The 16548-nt window shown below is 61.4% G+C and carries 16 protein-coding genes; 5 read left to right on the forward strand and 11 right to left on the reverse strand.

The window, feature by feature from the left end; translation table 11 throughout:
- The first annotated feature begins 47 nt into the window (after nt 1-47).
- Complete coding sequence (locus HII33_RS02645; protein ID WP_179394246.1) at nt 48-1037, forward strand: glycosyltransferase family 2 protein; 990 nt, start codon at nt 48-50, stop codon at nt 1035-1037.
- Between the two features lie 200 nt (nt 1038-1237).
- Nucleotides 1238-1768 carry a hypothetical protein gene (locus HII33_RS02650; RefSeq protein ID WP_343036823.1) on the forward strand — a complete coding sequence of 177 codons (531 nt, stop codon included), beginning with the start codon at nt 1238-1240 and terminating at the stop codon, nt 1766-1768.
- A 203-nt stretch (nt 1769-1971) separates the two neighbouring features.
- Here the strand turns inward: HII33_RS02650 and HII33_RS02655 are convergent, their stop codons facing one another.
- The 4 genes from HII33_RS02655 to HII33_RS02670 all read right to left on the reverse strand — a co-directional run bounded on the left by HII33_RS02655 (nt 1972) and on the right by HII33_RS02670 (nt 6224).
- Nucleotides 1972-2829 carry an NFACT RNA binding domain-containing protein gene (locus HII33_RS02655; RefSeq protein ID WP_179394247.1) on the reverse strand — a complete coding sequence of 286 codons (858 nt, stop codon included), beginning with the start codon at nt 2827-2829 and terminating at the stop codon, nt 1972-1974.
- Nucleotides 2830-2998: 169 nt separating this feature from the next.
- Complete coding sequence (locus HII33_RS02660; RefSeq protein WP_179394248.1) at nt 2999-4354, reverse strand: NAD(P)H-dependent oxidoreductase; 1356 nt, start codon at nt 4352-4354, stop codon at nt 2999-3001.
- A gap of 2 nt (nt 4355-4356) precedes the next feature.
- The gene (locus HII33_RS02665) at nt 4357-4959 is read right to left on the reverse strand and encodes an NADPH-dependent FMN reductase (protein ID WP_179394249.1); all 603 of its coding nucleotides are present in this window, start codon (nt 4957-4959) and stop codon (nt 4357-4359) included.
- 140 nt (nt 4960-5099) lie between these two features.
- Nucleotides 5100-6224 (reverse strand): branched-chain amino acid aminotransferase, encoded by a 1125-nt coding sequence (locus HII33_RS02670; RefSeq protein WP_343036824.1) that lies wholly within the window; start codon nt 6222-6224, stop codon nt 5100-5102.
- Between the two features lie 51 nt (nt 6225-6275).
- Here HII33_RS02670 and HII33_RS02675 point away from each other — a divergent pair, with 51 nt between their 5' ends.
- A complete protein-coding gene (locus HII33_RS02675) occupies nt 6276-7763 on the forward strand; it encodes a gluconokinase (protein WP_425483978.1) in 1488 nt (495 codons plus the stop codon).
- A 206-nt stretch (nt 7764-7969) separates the two neighbouring features.
- Here HII33_RS02675 and glf read toward each other — a convergent pair whose 3' ends face one another.
- Nucleotides 7970-9082: a UDP-galactopyranose mutase gene (gene glf, locus HII33_RS02680; RefSeq protein ID WP_179394252.1), complete on the reverse strand. Its 1113-nt coding sequence runs from the start codon at nt 9080-9082 to the stop codon at nt 7970-7972.
- 113 nt (nt 9083-9195) lie between these two features.
- Between glf and HII33_RS02685 the strand changes: the two genes are divergently transcribed.
- Nucleotides 9196-9756, forward strand: coding sequence for a glycosyltransferase family 2 protein (locus HII33_RS02685; RefSeq protein WP_179394253.1), 561 nt, complete (start codon nt 9196-9198; stop codon nt 9754-9756).
- Nucleotides 9757-9808: 52 nt separating this feature from the next.
- Here the strand turns inward: HII33_RS02685 and HII33_RS02690 are convergent, their stop codons facing one another.
- Together HII33_RS02690 and HII33_RS02695 are read right to left on the reverse strand one after the other, a co-directional pair.
- The gene (locus HII33_RS02690) at nt 9809-10708 is read right to left on the reverse strand and encodes an IS3 family transposase (RefSeq protein ID WP_179394254.1); all 900 of its coding nucleotides are present in this window, start codon (nt 10706-10708) and stop codon (nt 9809-9811) included.
- Nucleotides 10705-10965: a transposase gene (locus tag HII33_RS02695; RefSeq protein WP_179394255.1), complete on the reverse strand. Its 261-nt coding sequence runs from the start codon at nt 10963-10965 to the stop codon at nt 10705-10707. Before HII33_RS02695 ends, HII33_RS02690 begins: the two co-directional genes overlap by 4 nt.
- A gap of 58 nt (nt 10966-11023) precedes the next feature.
- Here HII33_RS02695 and HII33_RS02700 point away from each other — a divergent pair, with 58 nt between their 5' ends.
- Nucleotides 11024-11500 carry a hypothetical protein gene (locus HII33_RS02700; RefSeq protein ID WP_179394256.1) on the forward strand — a complete coding sequence of 159 codons (477 nt, stop codon included), beginning with the start codon at nt 11024-11026 and terminating at the stop codon, nt 11498-11500.
- A 103-nt stretch (nt 11501-11603) separates the two neighbouring features.
- On the opposite strand, the gene HII33_RS02705 is transcribed toward HII33_RS02700, so the two are convergent.
- The 4 genes from HII33_RS02705 to HII33_RS02720 all read right to left on the reverse strand — a co-directional run bounded on the left by HII33_RS02705 (nt 11604) and on the right by HII33_RS02720 (nt 16407).
- A complete protein-coding gene (locus HII33_RS02705; protein WP_179394257.1) occupies nt 11604-12389 on the reverse strand; it encodes an alpha/beta hydrolase in 786 nt (261 codons plus the stop codon).
- A gap of 151 nt (nt 12390-12540) precedes the next feature.
- Nucleotides 12541-13926 (reverse strand): branched-chain amino acid transport system II carrier protein, encoded by a 1386-nt coding sequence (brnQ, locus tag HII33_RS02710; protein ID WP_179394258.1) that lies wholly within the window; start codon nt 13924-13926, stop codon nt 12541-12543.
- A gap of 480 nt (nt 13927-14406) precedes the next feature.
- Nucleotides 14407-15495: a DUF871 domain-containing protein gene (locus HII33_RS02715; protein ID WP_179394259.1), complete on the reverse strand. Its 1089-nt coding sequence runs from the start codon at nt 15493-15495 to the stop codon at nt 14407-14409.
- A 12-nt stretch (nt 15496-15507) separates the two neighbouring features.
- Nucleotides 15508-16407, reverse strand: coding sequence for a BadF/BadG/BcrA/BcrD ATPase family protein (locus HII33_RS02720; protein WP_179394260.1), 900 nt, complete (start codon nt 16405-16407; stop codon nt 15508-15510).
- Nucleotides 16408-16548: the final 141 nt, after the last annotated feature.

A 16548-nucleotide genomic window follows, 5' to 3' on the forward strand; every position in this document is an offset into this window, starting at 1 on the left:
GATCGTTCAGACGTCACTGGAGATGTCCAATAAGGAGGACAGGACAAATGGCTCATTTGATCAGCATTATCTGCGTCGTCAACGATGCACAGGAGGAAACGCTCGCGATTCCTTTATCTTCGATCAACAACCAGATGGGGTTCGAGTTTGATCAGCTTGAGGTCGTCTTGATCGACAACGGCAGGTACCGCCTGTCTGATCCGGGTCAGTTCAAGCTTTTTTCCAATCTCAACATTCGCTATGTTGACGCCGAGGAGGTGCTGGCATGGGAAGCGGCATTCAATCGTGGGATCGACTTGTCAGACGGGCAGTACCTGCTCTTCATGGGGCCGGATGGCATGCTGAATCAGACGAGTGTGTTGCAATCGCTGACGACGGCGATCACGGCACACCCGAAGGCGGAGCTGCTCTCAGGCCTCGTGTTGGCGCAAGACATTACCCGTAAGCGTGAGACGGTCTACAAGGTCGGCCAGGATCTGACGACGATGCGGGGCACCTGTGTGAAGCGCGACCTGCTGGCGCGCACGAAGCAACGGTGGGCGGTCATGCCACCCTATTCGGATGAGCTCTTCAGCCGAGTGTTGACCCAGTTGGCGGGAGAACGCGCCACGGTTGACGAGATCTTCTACTCGCGCTTTACGCACCGTAACGTTTCGCCGGAAGTGATGGCCCCTGCAACGCCTGACTTGAGTCCGGATTGGCTCAGGATGATCGGGGCGTATTTGCACCAACTGCAGGCGTACGACCAGGACGTGTATGACAATGCGGTCGCCCGGGTCTTCATCCGGTTTTATACGCAGATGGCGGGGATCCCGACGAGCCGGCGGCAAGCGCTGTTGGATGAACTGCAACAACTGCTGGCGCAACACCGCGCCGCTTGGCCACAGGTGTTGCGCGTCATCGATCAAGTCAAGCAGCGGGACAAGTCACCCCGGGCCCCCTGGAACAAATGGCCGAAGCAGTTTGCGGGGTATGTCCAGACTTTCGATGGTTACCTCACCCAGGGTGGGGTCGCCGTCAGCCAAGACAAGCATTGAGTTGGCGTCACCCCACCGGGTCGTGATGGGACCGGTCCCGCGCGTGGGGGCGTTGGGCAAGAAAGGGTTAAGTGATGAGAGCATGGACAGATTTGACTGGCTGTCGCTTCGGCCGGCTGGTTGTGCTGCGACCGGCGCTCGAGTCCGCGCGGAAGCCGTCGCGCTGGCTGTGTCGCTGTGATTGTGGGCAGGAGACGATCGTGGCCACTTATTCGCTGGTTGCGGGGCGCAAGCGCAGTTGCGGTTGCCTCAAGCGACACCCCAAGGCCATCGACCTGACGGGTCAGCGGTTCGGTCGCCTGGTCGTCCTGCACCGCGCCGGCACGCTGGCAAAGAATGGCAACGCGCTGTGGTGCTGTCAGTGTGATTGTGGCAACCAAAAAACGATCGATGTCCAGACGCTCAAGGCGGGCTTCGCGAAAAGTTGTGGGTGCTTGCGCCGGCAAAGATCCAAGCAGCGGATTCAAAGCAATCCGAAGACCAGTGCTCACATGGGTGACACGTCGGGCTTCTTTGACGCGTCAGGCGTCCCGCTCGTTGCGTATCAGATCCGGCGGCGCAATCGTTCAGGGGTCTTGGGGGTCTCCTTCGATAAAGGCTCGGGGAAGTGGGTCGCACGCATGATGAAGGCCGGCAAGCTGGTGCTGAATAAGTCGTTTCAAAACTTTGAGGATGCGGTCGACGCCAGACGGGCGGCGGAGCGCAAGTATTTGCCTGAGCGGTTCAGGTGACGCGCGGCCTGTCGTCTCAAGCCGATCGACGGATAGGGGGCGGCGACGGTGCGATCGACTCAACCGGCTATTGGCGTTGGTGACGAGGGGCCCTAAAGATGCGAACATCCCGATGATCGTGGTGGCAGAACACCATGATCATCGGGATGTTTGGGTTGAGGTGGTGATGGTATCAGATCGGATGTGACTAAATTAACGTGGCGTTAATCATCTGGACTGAGCGCGTCGGCCGCAGCCTCTGCCAATCGCTGCACCAAGGCTGGGTCGGGCCGCACGGTCAGCGACCGGGCCCGGCCGGCGAAGGTGACGAGTCCCGGTTTGGCACCGCGCGGCTTCTGAAGCTGGGCGACTTTGAGGATGTCGACCGGGACTGGGCGGTCGCCGCGGCCCTTGCTGAAGTAAGCGGCGAGGTTCGCCGCCTCGCGTAGCGCCTGTGCGCTTGGCGTGGCGCTGTGCAAGACGACGTGGGCCCCAGGTAGGTCGTGGACGTGTAGCCAAGTGTCGGTCTTCGGGGCGGTCAGGGTGAGGCGGTCATTCTGACGGCTGTTCTTGCCGACTTCCACGAGGACGTGATCGGCGGTCCAGAAGCGCCGCGGCCGCGCTGGGGCCACCGAGGGAGCCGCCGGCGTCAGCCCGTGGTCGGCTGGCAATGTGCGCACCATGGCGTCGAGCTGGTCGGGGGTGGCGGCGGACAACGCCGTCAGCTGGGCCTGGGCGTCGACTTGGAGGGCCTGCGCCGCAGCCAGCTTGGTCTGCACCGTGGCCTGGCCGCGTTTGGCCTTGTGCGCGCGGGCGAAGTAGGCGTCTGCGTTGGCCATCACGGTCAGTGCGGGGTCTAAGGGGATCGTGAGCGGTCGCGCCGTCGTGTAGTCCGGCAGGGTCACGTGATCAGGCCGCCCGGTGATCTGATGGGCGTAGGTCTTGAGCAGCGTCCCTCGCAGCTGCAGCGCGTCGACGGACGCCAGTTGGGTCTGGGCGCGCTGCAAGGCGCGCACGTCATGGGTCGCCCGGTCGAGCTGATGTTGCCAGTACTGGGTCAGTTGCATTAATGGGGTCATCATGCGCAAGCTCCTTTGCCGAAAAGCGATGAACAACAGGTCCAGTGTAGCACGCAGTGGCCGGGGAAACCAACGGCCGTCATGGACACCGGTCGGTTGTGGGCGCATCGACTCAGGGCGTGGGGCCAAAACAAGCCCGAGGCGAAGGCCTTGGGCTTGTGCAGGCGTCAGTTTAGCTTTCAGAGGCGCCGGTGTCGGCGTCTGGCGTGCTCGGGGCGACTGGTGGGACCAACGGCGTTGCCGCCTTGGTCTCTGACGCGCCAGTAGAGGCATCAGGGGTCGAGGCGACTGGTGGGACCAGCGGGGTGGCCGCCTTCGCTTCAGAAGCGCCGGTATCGGCGTCCGGGGTGGTCGGCGCTTCCGGCTTGCTGTGCGCGGAGGCACCGGTCGTCGCGTCGGCTTGGGCACCTGGGGCTTGGACCAGGGTCTGGCCGGTGCGCTTCAGGTAATCGGCGACGATCGGCCACGTATCGAGGACCCATTCGTTGACGCCACGGTAGTTGCCGTCGGCGTCGTGCATCGCCTGGTAGTAGTGCATGATCCACTTCGCGTTGACCTTGTTGCCCGGGACCGGCATCGCGAAGCGGTCGGTCTGGCCGCTTCGAAGCATCCAGATCACCTGCTTAACGTGGTCTTGCGCGCGCTGTGGGTGGCACATCGCCGCGGCGTTGCCGACCTGGCTCGGGTAGCACGGGGCCAGCATGTCGTCGTGGTCGAGGAAGTGGTTGTAGTAGATGAACTGGTTATTGTCATCCATGAAGGTGGCTTCCATCGGGAATGTGTTGAGGAACCAGTTGAGCTGGTCGACGGTCAACAGCCCGCGGTCGAGTTTCACGTAATCCTGACCGGAGGCGGCGTTGGTCTTCGCGGCGCCCTGTTCGACCCAGTCCTCGGCGCCGGCTGGCACGTCGATGGTGGTGTCGACCGGACGCCCGGCGTCCAGATCCTCTTGCCGCCAGGGTTCGGTATGCGTTTTCTCCTGCATCGAGGCGAGCACCGACACCCAGCGGACGAACTTCGCCATCACGCTCCCGAGGAACTTGACGGTGCGCTCGTCGCTCAGGTTGCCGTGGTCGTCGAAGGCGGTGCGGACGTCGGCGAGCAGGAACTCGTCGCTTGGCATCACCAAGGCGCCGACGCCTGGGGCTTCGAGGATCTGGCGCAAGGCGAGCTGGGCGCGCGAGGACCCCTGGGTGAAGTAGGAGGCTCCGACGATCAGGGTCGGCTTATTGGTGAACGGGTGGACGTTGAAAGACAGCCACTCGATGACGTTCTTCAGGGCCGGCGCCACGGTGTGGTTGTGCTCCGGCGTGGCGAGGATCACCCCATCGGCAGCTTCGATCTTGTGGGTCAGGTACTGGATCGGCGCGCTTTGGGTCTGGTCGTCGTCCTGGTTGAACATCGGGACGTCGTTGATGCTCAAGATCTCGATGTCCGCCAGGTCTGCGTACTTGCTGGCGATGAAGGTGACGAGTTTGCGGTTATAAGAGTCATCGGCGATGGAGCCGGCGATCGCGACTAATTTCATGGTTATTCCTCCGTTCCTTCGTCCCAGTCCGCCGCTTCGGCGTTCAGCGAGTGGACGAGTTGTGTGTTGATATCGACGAAGATCTGTAGGTCCTTCATCAACCCATCGAGCTGGCGCACCAGGGTCTCATCCTTGAGGTCGCCGTTGTCGTCGAAGGCCTGAAGCGAGTGGCCGACCATGAACTCAGCGCTAGGCATGATGCGCGCGTCCAGTTCCGGGGACTCCAAGATCAAGCGCAGTTGCGCCTGGGCCCGGGACGTGCCCAATGCCCCGTAAGAGGCACCGGTGATCAGTACCGGCTTGCCCGCGAACGGGCTGATGTGATACGACAGCCAGGCCAATGCAGAGCTCAAGACGGCCGGCACTGCGTGGTCGTACTCCGGCGTGGCGAAGATCACGCCGTCTGCAGCGTCGATCTTCTCAGCCAGCGCCGTCGCGGCGGCGGGGATGCTGTGATCTTTCGTCTTATAAAACAGTGGCAGGTCATCGATCTCGACGAGCTCGACCGTTGCGTATGGCGCGTAGTGACGCTGGATGAATTGTAACAGTTGACGGTTCGTGGAGTGGCGCGAGTTCGTGCCGGCGATCCCAATGTAATGCTTCATTTAGATTGACCCCTTTACTCAAAAGTCTGCTTGCGTGATGACAAGTACAAGTGAATTATTGCACAGATTGTAAGCCCATACAATCTGAACCGGGGGATTGTCATCTATCTTATTTTGGCCCGCGATCTATCTTTGCTGGGTCACACTGGGACCGGCACGCGCCACCCGGTCGGGGCTGGCCGATCGCCGAACTGGATCCCGGTCAGCTCACGGTATAGCGCGCGCGTCGTCGGGCCGGTGGTGCCATCACCGAAGCGGTGGGTCTCAGTGCCAGTTGTGATGCTGGCGATCGGGGTGATCACCGCGGCTGTACCGCACGCCCCGGCTTCGCGGTAGCGCGCCAGCCCGTCAATGGGGATGCGGGTCTCGCGAACATTGAGGCCCAGTCGCGTGCGGGCTAAGTCGAGCAGCGAGTACTTAGTGATACTGGGCAGGATCGACGGGGAAGCCGGCGTATCCAGCGTGGTCCCGTCCTGGCTGACGGCAAAAAAGTTCGCCGAGCCGACTTCTTCGATGTAGCGGTGTTCCAGCGGGTCGAGGTAGATCGCGTCCCCGTACCCGGCCGCGTGGGCGGCGGCGCCGGCCTGAAGGCTCGCGGCGTAGTTGCCGCCGACTTTGCTCTGACCGGTGCCGTAGTGGGCCGCTCGGTCGGCGCGGTCGGCGACGACGAAGCGCGTCGGCACCAGGCCGCCCTTGAAGTAGGCCCCGACCGGCATCGCGAAGATGGTGAAGAGGTACGCTCGCGCTGGTGCGACGCCGATGTTATCGCCGACACCGAGCAGCAGCGGGCGCAGGTAGAGCGTCGCGCCGCTGCCGTAAGGGGGCACGTAATCGTGGTTCGCGGCGACGACGGCCTGCACCGCGGCGATGAACTGCGCTTCGGGGACGGCCGGCATCAGCAGGCGTGCAGCCGAGTTGGCCAGGCGCTTGGCGTTTTGGTCCGGGCGAAACAAGTTGATCGTGCCGTCGGCCGCTCGGTACGCCTTGAGCCCCTCGAAGGCGGATTGGCCGTAATGCAGCGCCGGGCTGCCGACACTGAGCGTGAGCTGGTTGCCTTGCACCAGGTCACCAGCGTCCCAAGCGCCGTCTCGCCAGTGCGCCTCGTAGCGGTAGGGCAGTTCCATGTAGTCGAAACCGAGTTCGGTCCAGTTGATCGTCATGCCGTCATCCTCCTTGTCGCGTGTGGCTGATCGAACCCTAAGCCTAGCCCAAAGCGCGGCGTTCGGCAAGCGATCCGGTCCGATAAGCTGACACGTGGGGGCCAAAAAGCATTGCGGCGGGCTGGGTTATGGGTGATACTGGCGTCAGGAGATGGAATGATGACTAAAGTGATGATCGGTGTCGACATCGGCACCACGAGTACCAAGGTCGTGCTGTTCGACGCCGCGGGGCAGGTCCTGGCGAGCGCGAATAACGGCTACCCGCTGATCCAGACCCAGCCGGATATGGCGGAGCAGGACCCGGAGGCGATCTGGGCCGCGGTCCAAGCGGGTGTGCGCACCGTCGCTGCTGCAGTGCCGCCTGCGCTGATCGCCGGGGTGAGCTTTTCGGCCGCAATGCACAGCCTGATGCTGGTCGATCCGACCGGTCGCCCGATGACGCGCCTGCTGACTTGGGCGGACAACCGCGCCCAAGCCGCCGCCACGGCGCTGCAGGCGCGACCAGATGCCGCAGCCCTGTTCGACCGGTTGGGAGTGCCGCTTCAGGCGATGACGCCGCTGGCCAAGCTGATGCGCTGGCGTCAGACCCAGCCCGCGCAGCTTCGCGCCGCGCGGTGGGCCTGCGGGATCAAAGACTACGTGCTGGCCAAACTGACGGATCAGTGGGTGCAAGACGCCTCGTTGGCCAACGCGACCGGCCTATTCGATCGGCTCGCCCAGGACTGGGACACGACTGCCTTGGCCTTGGCGGGCGTGTCGGCGACGCAGCTGCCACGACTGGTCGAGACGACGGCGACGCTGCCGCTGACGCCGGCCGGTGCGGCGGCCCTTGCCCTACCGGTGGGCCTGCCGTGCATCGTCGGGGCCTCCGATGGGGTGTTGAGCAACCTAGGGGTCGGTGCGCAGCCCGGTGATCTGGTCGTCACGGTCGGGACCTCTGGCGCGGTCCGTCAGACCACGGCGGCGTCTGCCGCTGACCCGGCTGGGCGCTTGTTCACCTACACGCTGACCCCGGGCCAGTGGGTGGTTGGCGGGCCGATCAACAACGGCGGTGATGTGCTGCGCTGGGTGCGCGACACGCTGATGCCCGGTGTACCTTACGACGCCGTCACGGCGCGCGCCGCACAGGCCCGGGCCGGTAGTGACGGGCTCTTGTTCCTGCCTTACCTCAACGGAGAGCGCGCGCCACTATGGACCGGCGACGCCCGCGGGAGTTACCTCGGGTTGACCGCGCGCCACGGTCAGCCCGAGATGATCCGCGCGGCGATGGAGGGGGTCGTCTTCGCGCTGCGCGACGTCGCGGCCCTGGTCCTCGCGCTGGGCACGCGCCCGACACGCGTGCTGGCCAACGGGGGGTTCGCCAACAGTCCGCTGTGGTGCCAGATGCTCGCCGACGTGTTCGAGCAGCCGGTCACGTTGCCTGCGGGGCTGGCGAGCACGGCCTGGGGCGCCGCGCGCTTGGGGTGGCAGGCGCTCGGTGTCACGACCCACACGCCGACGACCGGCGTTACGTACCGCCCCGGTCCGGATGCCACACGCTACGGCCAACTGTGGCCGGTCTGGCAACAGGCCAGCCGGGCGTTGCTGCCGCTGTCGGCCAGTCTGGCCACGTTGCAGCGTGATGACACGATAATCCCGGTGTGATGCGGCTCGAGTCAAAATCCAAGGTTTTTGACGGCGTCCGTGTTATTCTATGCCCATGCGGTGGCAGCCAACGGCACCGCATCCGGTCGGGCGGTCTTCCACCTCACTTTCGCTGCCCCGCCGGGCTGCGGCGCACCCCCGCAGCAACGATACCCAAAAAGGCGGCCTGTCTCCTCCTGGTCAGAGGAAACAGGCCGTTGGTCGTGTCAGTGGACGGGTGCAGTTTGGGCCCAGTCGTCCAGGGCGGTGCGAATGACCTGGTCCATGTTGTAGTACTGGTACGCCCCGAGGCGCCCGGCGAAGTGAACATTGGGCTCGTGGGCTGCCAGCGCCTGGTACTGCTGGTAGCGGGCCGTGTTGGCCGCGTCGTTGACCGGGTAGAAGGGGGCGAGGCCCGGCCGCCAGTCCTGCGGGTACTCGCGCGTGATGACCGTCTGCGGGGTGGTAACGTTGGTGAAGTGCTTGTGCTCGATGATGCGGGTGAACGGCTCGGCGTGGCTGGTGTAGTTGACCACGGCGTTACCTTGGTAGTTCGCCAGCGGCAGGGTCTCGGTCTCGAAGCGCAGCGAGCGGTAGCCCAGCGCACCGAGTGTGTAGTCGAAGTAGGCGTCGATCGGGCCGGTGTAGATGACCTGACGCGCTTGCGCGACCAAGGCAGCGCGATCCGCCAAAAAATCGCAGTTCAGCCGCACCGTGATGCGCGGATCGGCGAGCTGCGCGGCGACGAGCGCGGTGTAGCCGGCTTCGGGGATGCCCTGATAGCGGTCGTTGAAATAGTTATTGTCATACGTGAACCGCAGCGGCAGGCGCCGGATGATGAAGGCGGGCAGGTCGCGACAGTCGCGGCCCCACTGCTTCTCGGAGTATTCCTTCACCAGCGTGTGGTACAGGTCGGTGCCGACCAACGCGATCGCTTGCTCTTCCAGGTTGGTCGGGGTGCAGCCGGCCATCGTCGCCCGCTGCGCGGTGATCTTGGCTTCGGCTTCCGCCGGGGTGGTCACGCCCCACAGTGCGTGGAACGTGTTCATGTTGAAGGGCAGGTGGTAGAGCTGACCGTGGAAGTTCGCGAGCGGCGCATTGGTGAAGCGGTTAAACCGCGCGAAGCGCTGGACATAGGCCCAGACCGCGTCGTCGCTGGTGTGAAAAATGTGTGCGCCGTAGCGGTGCACATCGATCCCGGCGATCTGCTCGGTGTAGGCGTTGCCGGCGATGTGCGAGCGGCGGTCGATCACTAAGGCCGTGCGCCCGGCCGCTGCCGCCTGCTGGGCGAAGGTCGCCCCGTACAGACCGGCGCCGACGATCAGGTAGTCGTATGTCATGGTGGAAGGCTCCTCTTGAGGTATTACAATCTATTTTACACGTATTCGCTTGTTAAGCATCAAAACTTCTAATAATATAGGAAACGTGGCTAAATTAGAAAGTAGGAATCAACATGAAACTCTTGAGCGTCGTCGTCCCGTGTTACAACTCCGCAGCCTACATGGCGCACTGCATCGAGGCTTTGCTGACCGGTGGACCGGCGCTGGAGGTCGTGATCGTCGACGACGGGTCGACCGATGAGACCGCTCAGCTGGCGGATGACTACGCGGCGGCGCAACCGGACCGCGTGCGTGTGGTCCATGAGGTCAACGGTGGGCACGGGGCCGCGATCAACAGCGGGCTGGCCGTGGCGACCGGGCGGTTTTTCAAAGTCGTGGACTCCGATGATTGGCTGGACCCCGACGCCTTGGCCCAGCTGATGGCGCACCTGGCGGACCCCGCTTACACCGACGGGCTGGACATGCTGATCTGCAACTTCATCTATGACAAGGTCGATGCGGCGCATAAGAAGACCATGCAGTTCCACCAGCTGTTGCCGACCGACCGGGCCTTCGGCTGGGATCAGGTGCACCTACCGGCGGGCAAGTACTTCCTGATGCACGCGGTGCTCTACCGGACCGCGATGCTTCGCGACGCGCACTTGCAGCTGCCGGCGCACACGTTCTGGATTTAAGTCAAGTTTCGAGACAGTGAATCTATTTGATTTGTGTGTTCCGAGTTTATAGTCAGGCGTTACAATTCAGCGCATGACCATGCCAGTGAGTTATTTCATATTGAACTGGACTCATCATTTCTAGTCCAGAATGGATCCGAGTGCGGTTATACCACTTCTCGATATATTCGAAGATGTTTGTTCGTGCTTGTTCAAAAGTGCGGTAATTCTCTGGGAAAACGTAATGTTCCTCTTTTTTGAATGAGGCATGAAATGACTCGATGATTGCATTATCGTACGGCGTTGCTTTACGACTATACGAGTGCTTAGCGCCGACAGAAATCAGGATTTCTTCGAAGGCAACGCCGGTAAACTGACTGCCAAGATCTGTGTGTACGGTCAATCCTTCAAAGACGTTACGATCAATCAATGCGTTACTAAATGCTTTAATAACTAAGGTTTCGGTCATATCGCGGCCGTACGCAAAACCGACGATACGGCGTGAAAACAAGTCCATGAAGGTACATAAATAAGTCCAACCATCTTTCGCCGTTTGAACGTAAGTAATATCACCGGCCCATTTCTGATTGATAGCTGTTGTACTAAAGTCTTGTGCCAATAGGTTGTTCCGCTCAGCTACTGGATTTGCTGCTGGTGCTGCGCGATATTTTCGGCGAGTGATCGAACGCAATCCTTCTTCACGCATGAGCTTTTGGATCAATTTTTGACCAACGTGGTCCTCCCGTTGTTGGTTGATCATAAAGGTGAGCTTGGGTGCGCCGTATCGGCCTTTTGCGGCTTTATAGGCGACGTGTAGTTGTGCTCGTATTTCTTCCCGACGCTTCTCGGTTGGCGTTTCTTCGTGATTGCAGTAGCGATAATAAGAACCTCGTGGTACGGATAAAGCATCGGTGGCTGTGACGATCGGGAAGTCGTGAGTTTCAATAAAGGCATACAAATCGCGGTTCGTCACTTGCTTTGTTTCGCGAAGATGCCCAAGGCTTTTTTTAGGATCTCATTCTCCTGCTTCATTTGAAGGTATTCGGCTCGCATCTTCGCATATTCTGCACTTGAAGGATCCTTGGTCGATGCTTGTTTATGCTCAGTGAACCATTTGCCCAAAGTTGCGATGGGAACGTCGTAGTCTTTACTTAATTCGCCTGGTCCTTTGCCGGCAGCGTGTAGTTCGATGAGCATGTCTTTGAAATCTTGGTTGTACTTCTTAGCCATAACAGATCCTCCAGTAATCATACTTTGATGTCATTATACTAGATTCACTGTCTCACTTTTGAGGGTAACACCATTCTACGAAGACAACCTGTACGTGTTCTACCCGCTGCCGCACGTCAAGCAGATGCGCTATCTGGACCTTGACCTCTACCATTACTACATCGGGCGTGCCGATCAGTCCGTCAACGAAAGCGTGATGATCGGCCGGATCGATCAGCAGCTGCGCGTCAACCGCGCGATGGTCGATTTTTACCAGGCCGCAGCCGTCACCGACCCCGCACTGGCGCGCTACATGCGCGGCTACCTCGGGATCATTACCGGGATCTCCTCGATCTTGTTGCTGCGCGCGCACACCCAAGCCGCTCTGCAGAAGAAGCAGGCGCTGTGGCGCTACATCCAAGCGCAAGCCCCGACGCTGTACACGCAGTTGCGCCACGGGCTGATCGGCCGCGCTGTGAACCTCCCCGGTCGAGTCGGGCGGGCGACGACGGTGCGCGCATACCGCATCGTGCAGCGCGTGTACCAGTTCAACTGAAGCCCATTCTGCAAAAAAAGCAAGTGCCGGTGGTGTGCCCCGGGTTTGGCTAACGCCAGACCTGGGGCATACCACCGGCACTGCTCTTTTGGGTTCGGGACGGTCACAAGAGCGTCTGGTCCAGGAACTGGACCGTGTCGGCGAACACGGCGTCGAGGTAGCCCTTGCCGTGGGCGCTACCGGCTATCGCCTGTACCGTGAAGGGCACGTGCGCGTCTGCCAGGGCTGCGGCCATCTGCAAGACGCCGCTCATCGGGACGAATTCGGCCAGCGCGTTGGCGAGAAACATCGGACCAGTCTTCGCGGTGACGCGCGGTGCAGGGGTGGCCGCGGCGTACTGCGCGGGATCGGGCAGGTAATTGGTGATGAACCACTTGTAGAACTCGGGGTCACGACCGCCTTGGTTGATCGTCGCACTGGCGGCGTGTGTTGCGCCCTCGGGATCGCGCGGGCGTGGGGTCACGTCGGGGTGTGCCGCCAGCCACGGCGCGATGTCGAGGATGCCGGACAGCGAGACTGCCGGCAGGCCGAAGCGGATCGCGAGCTCGACGGCCATGTTGCCGCCGGCGCTGGCGCCGACCGCGGCGAGGTGGGCCGCCGGGAACGGCAGGTCATGGGTGCGGCACCAGGTCAACAAGGTCGCCATATCGTCCAGTGGGGCGGGATAGGGGGCGACCTTGGCGAGCCGGTAGTTCGGCGCGAGCACGAAGTACCCCGCTTGCGCCAGGCGCTCGGCCCAATCGGCGTCTTTGTGCTTGTCACCTTGGAACCAGCCGCCGCCGTGGATCAGCACGATCCCACCTTTGGCCGGCTGGGCCGGCTGGTAGAGGTCAACGGTCAGCGCATGCGCTTCATCATAGTAGACATCAGTTGCGATCAGTTGGGACATGGCGTACCTCCTTTTAGTCGTTGACTCCACCGTACGCGGTCTGCCGCCGAAAGGCAACTAATCGGTCCGACCACGCAAAAAGGCGCGCGTTTGCGCGCCTTTTTGCGTGACCATTGCGGCGTCCCCGAAGGCTTTTGGGGTGGGACGCCGGTCAGTTCGTCTCCGTGGCCTCAGTGGTGCGCCGCTGGCGAACGACATGTAGGCCCAGCCCCAAGGCGAGGCCGACGACGGCCGGCACGACCCAGCCCATGCCGAGGCTGGCGAACGGCAGGTAGGCGTCACGGAAGTGCGTCAGCGCCAGGCCGACCGCGCTTTGGCTGACCACCGCCGGGAAGGAGGCGACCATGTCGAACAGCGCTGGTAGCGTGGTGAAGCCGACGACGAAGCCGTAGACCACGGGATCGTGGTGGAACAGGCGCCCGGTCACCGACAGCAGGATCAGCACCATCGCGAACGGGTAGAGGAACATCAGCATCGGCGTGGACCAGGCGATGATGGTCGCCAGCCCGAAGTTCGCCGTCAAGAAGCTGGCGAAGCTCATCAGGACCAGCCACTGTACGTAGCTGAGGGCCGGGAAGTGCTTATGGAAGTCTTGGGCGAACGCAGCGACCAGGCCGACCGCGGTGGTCAGGCAGGTGACCGTCAAGAGCGTCGCCAGCAGTGCGTGACCGGCGCTGCCGAAGTAGAAGGTGACGATCTGATTGAAGGCGGTGCCGCCTTCCGCGGAGACCTTGAAGTTGGCCAGTGACTGGGCGCCCAAGATGATCAGGAACAGGTAGACCAGCCCGATCATCGCGGTGGCCAAGACCCCGGCCTTGGCGGTCACCTTGGCGACGCTGCTCTGTCGGTGCAGGCCCAAGCCACGCACCGCGGTGACGACGGTGACCCCGAAGGCCAGGCCTGCCAGCGCATCCATCGTGTTATACCCCTGCAAAAAGCCGTTGAAGAAGCTGTCACCCAACGCGGCGTAACCGGTCGTGCTGCCTTGGCGCCCGGCGCTCCCCATCGAGTGGGTGAAGCCGAAGAAGAAGACGAAGAACAACAGGACTAAGAAGACCGGATTCAGGGCCTTGCCGACCGCCCCGGCGATCCGCTGTTCCTTATAGGAGAGCAGGAAGGCGGCGAGGAAGAACAGCGCGGAGAAGACCAGCAGGCCGACCGTCTGCATCTCCTTCGGCAGCATCGGGGCGATCCCGGTGGTGAAGGAGACCGTTGCCGTCCGCGGCGTGCCGAACAACGGGCCGATGGTCAGGTGGATCAAGACCATGAACAAGACGGCGAACCATTTGCCCAGCGGCAGGCCGATGTCATAGACCCCTTCCGCGTGCATCGCTGATACCGCCAAGACGGAGAGCAGCGGCAAGACCACCGCGGTGACGAGAAAGCCCAGGGCAGCTGGCACCCAGTTGCTCCCGGCGAGCTGGCCGAGGTGCAACGGGAAGATCAGGTTCCCTGCGCCGAAGAACAGGCCGAACAGCATCGAGGCGACGACGACGTATTCTTTGGTGCTCAAGTGTTTTTCTTCAAGTGTTGGCATGAATGATCCCTCCAGAAAATGGTGTGTGTCTGTGTGCGGCTAATCGGTATAATGTCACTGTCCATCTGGTCACCATCTCCTTTTTTTGCAACAAAAACGGCACCCCCAGATCCATTGGATCCAAGGGTGCCTGTGCACGTTACCACCTTGTCGTCACCGGCGCGTCACCACGCCGGTCTCAATACGTACGGCCTGATCGGCGATACGCGTACACGATAATGGGTGTCCCCATGGCGCGTTACTTGGTTTCGGCGCCCTGCTCGAAAGGGATATTCACCACCCCACGTCTGCTTCCTCACACCTACCGAAGCTCGCTGAAAACGTTGGGGCGATTACTGGTCTTTCTCGTTGCATTTTGGTTTGTTGGTAATGAGTTTACCATGAGATGCGTGGGTGTCAACCCTCATTTTGTTTTTTGTGCGCGGGATGTGGGTGAAAAGAGCGGCGTGAAGGCGTCACGCTGGGGCCGAAAGTGTCGGCTCAGCCGATGAACTTAAACTTGCTCCACGGCTTGATGAACTCGAGTAGCATCAGTTCCTCCGGGGCGATGTGGCCGATCTTGTTCTTACGCGGCTCACGGTGTGGGGCGAGGACGATCTGCAGCTCGTTCTTGTAGATCCCGAAGTTGTCGTTGCCGACTAAGACGTCACCGACCTGGAACTCGTCTGTGTTATCGTGTGGGGCGTTGGGCACGGCCTTGTAGGTCACACGCGACATGGTGGAGCGGATCACGTTCGGGTTGATGTCGCCGCGGCGGAAGTGCTGTGGCGTCAGCGCGACCGTTTTTTCGATGTCGTTGACACCTGGGACAAAGTCGAGGTGAAACTGGATCTGGTAACGGTCGATGGCCGCCAAGGCGGCGAGTTCGGCCTCGCTGGCGTAGGCGTTGCCGATGATCACGTCATCGATCAGATTCCCGGCCCACAGGTGCTTGGCCTGGACTTCGATCGGCAGGCGTCGGTCGGCTTCAAGCGTTGGCAGGCCGTCGTTCACGTTCCACGGGCCCATCGTGCCGACCTGACTGGCAACGAACGCGGCGCTGTGAATGTTGAACTGGCGGAAGCGCTCGGAACAGGCGACGAAGAAGTCGTAGGGCAGCGCCGTGCCGACTTGTGGGTAGAAGTTGTGACAGCCGTACAAGAAGCTGGTGTTGGCCTGGTAGCTGACGATGTTGTTCAGGTAGTCGACGTTGTTACTCATGTTCAGCTCGATGATCAGCCCGTCAGGATTGTAAGAGAGCATCGCTTCGGTCGCCCCGTCGAAGCCCTGGTCGAGCCGGATCCCGGCGACGTGCAAGTCGGCGAAGAACTTCAGATCCGAATACGAGATGCCGAGCTGGTCGAAGATGCGCGGTGAGACGTCGAGGATGGTCTGATAACCGAGCGTGTTGCCATAGTCGACGATCTTTTGGAACTTAGCCTTGGTCTCGTCGACAGTGCCGGCGACCTCCAGCATGCTCATGAAGATCCGGGTGAAGCCGTAGCGGTGGCCAAGGTCGAGGTAACGGCGATCGGCTTCGTAATCACTGTGATCAGGGTAGATGGATAACCCGAGTTGACGCATTGTCATGGGCAGGACCTCCTAGGATTCGTGTTGCCACTTGGGCCAAAAGACGACGGCATGGGCATTGTTCGTCGGGATGTCGATGAATTCGATCGCTGGCGCCACCTGGTGGACGGCGTCGATCAGCGTCTGACGCACGAGCTGGTTATGCTGGAGCACCGTGCCAGATAGCGCCACCCGCTGGGGCCGGGGACCGATGAAGCGCGCATAAAGGGTGAGGACCTGGCCCGCGAGCGCGCGGGCGCGGGACTTGAGCAACGCGATGGCGTCTGGATTGCCCTTGTCGGCCAAGTCGGCGACGATCATCGCGAGTTCGGCATTGGTCTTGCGATCCTGCGCGTAGAAGGTCGCAACGGCCGTGGCGATGCTAGTGGTCTTCAGGCCTTTGAGCAAGGCGAGTGTCAAGCCGTCGGTCTGGCCAGCATCCGCTTGGTCAAGCACACGTTTGAGGGCGGCCTTGCTGATGTCATACGCACTGCCTTCATCACCGAGGATGTAGCCCCATCCGCCAACGCGCAGGAACTCACCGTGCTGGCGGCCGTAGACGACTGAACCGGTGCCGGAGATGACCAGCGCACCGTCTTCGCCTTGAAGGCCGTTCAACAGCGCTAGCTTCGCATCACTGATCACCTGCGTCTCGATCTGGTAGCGACGTTGGATCGCGCTTGTGACGTCGGCTTGTTTGCCGGAAGTCTCGATCCCGGCGATCCCGAGCAGGATCAATCCGATCTCACCGGGCTCGCGCGGAGTGATCAATCGGTCGAGGACGTGAGTCAGATTGGCCATCGCCCCATCTGGATCAAAGACCACATTCCCTGGGCCGCCTGTGACCGATTGGATCAATTGATCCGTCTCGGGCGCCCAAACTTGTCCGACGATGTGGGTCCCGCCACAATCGACGCCGATCAGATATGTCATAATGTCCCTCCGTGGTTTGAATTGTTCCGATATTCGTGACCGGGGCTTGACTTGAAGCCCTTACATGAGTAAATTATAGCTGAAAGAAATTTTATTTCAACGTGTCAATTCAATTCTTGGAATTTTTTTCCAAAATGAGTT

The sequence above is a fragment of the Lacticaseibacillus absianus genome, assembly GCF_013407595.1.
GTDB lineage: Bacteria > Bacillota > Bacilli > Lactobacillales > Lactobacillaceae > Lacticaseibacillus > Lacticaseibacillus absianus.

Excerpts from the sequence above, each read along its gene's own strand:
- HII33_RS02645 (WP_179394246.1), top strand. The coding sequence starts at position 48 with ATGGCTCATTTGATCAGCATTATCTGCGTCGTCAACGATGCACAGGAG.
- HII33_RS02655 (WP_179394247.1), bottom strand. The coding sequence starts at position 2,829 with ATGATGACCCCATTAATGCAACTGACCCAGTACTGGCAACATCAGCTC.
- HII33_RS02660 (WP_179394248.1), bottom strand. The coding sequence starts at position 4,354 with ATGAAATTAGTCGCGATCGCCGGCTCCATCGCCGATGACTCTTATAAC.
- HII33_RS02665 (WP_179394249.1), bottom strand. The coding sequence starts at position 4,959 with ATGAAGCATTACATTGGGATCGCCGGCACGAACTCGCGCCACTCCACG.
- HII33_RS02675 (WP_425483978.1), top strand. The coding sequence starts at position 6,276 with ATGATGACTAAAGTGATGATCGGTGTCGACATCGGCACCACGAGTACC.
- glf (WP_179394252.1), bottom strand. The coding sequence starts at position 9,082 with ATGACATACGACTACCTGATCGTCGGCGCCGGTCTGTACGGGGCGACC.
- HII33_RS02685 (WP_179394253.1), top strand. The coding sequence starts at position 9,196 with ATGAAACTCTTGAGCGTCGTCGTCCCGTGTTACAACTCCGCAGCCTAC.
- HII33_RS02695 (WP_179394255.1), bottom strand. The coding sequence starts at position 10,965 with ATGGCTAAGAAGTACAACCAAGATTTCAAAGACATGCTCATCGAACTA.
- HII33_RS02705 (WP_179394257.1), bottom strand. The coding sequence starts at position 12,389 with ATGTCCCAACTGATCGCAACTGATGTCTACTATGATGAAGCGCATGCG.
- brnQ (WP_179394258.1), bottom strand. The coding sequence starts at position 13,926 with ATGCCAACACTTGAAGAAAAACACTTGAGCACCAAAGAATACGTCGTC.
- HII33_RS02715 (WP_179394259.1), bottom strand. The coding sequence starts at position 15,495 with ATGACAATGCGTCAACTCGGGTTATCCATCTACCCTGATCACAGTGAT.
- HII33_RS02720 (WP_179394260.1), bottom strand. The coding sequence starts at position 16,407 with ATGACATATCTGATCGGCGTCGATTGTGGCGGGACCCACATCGTCGGA.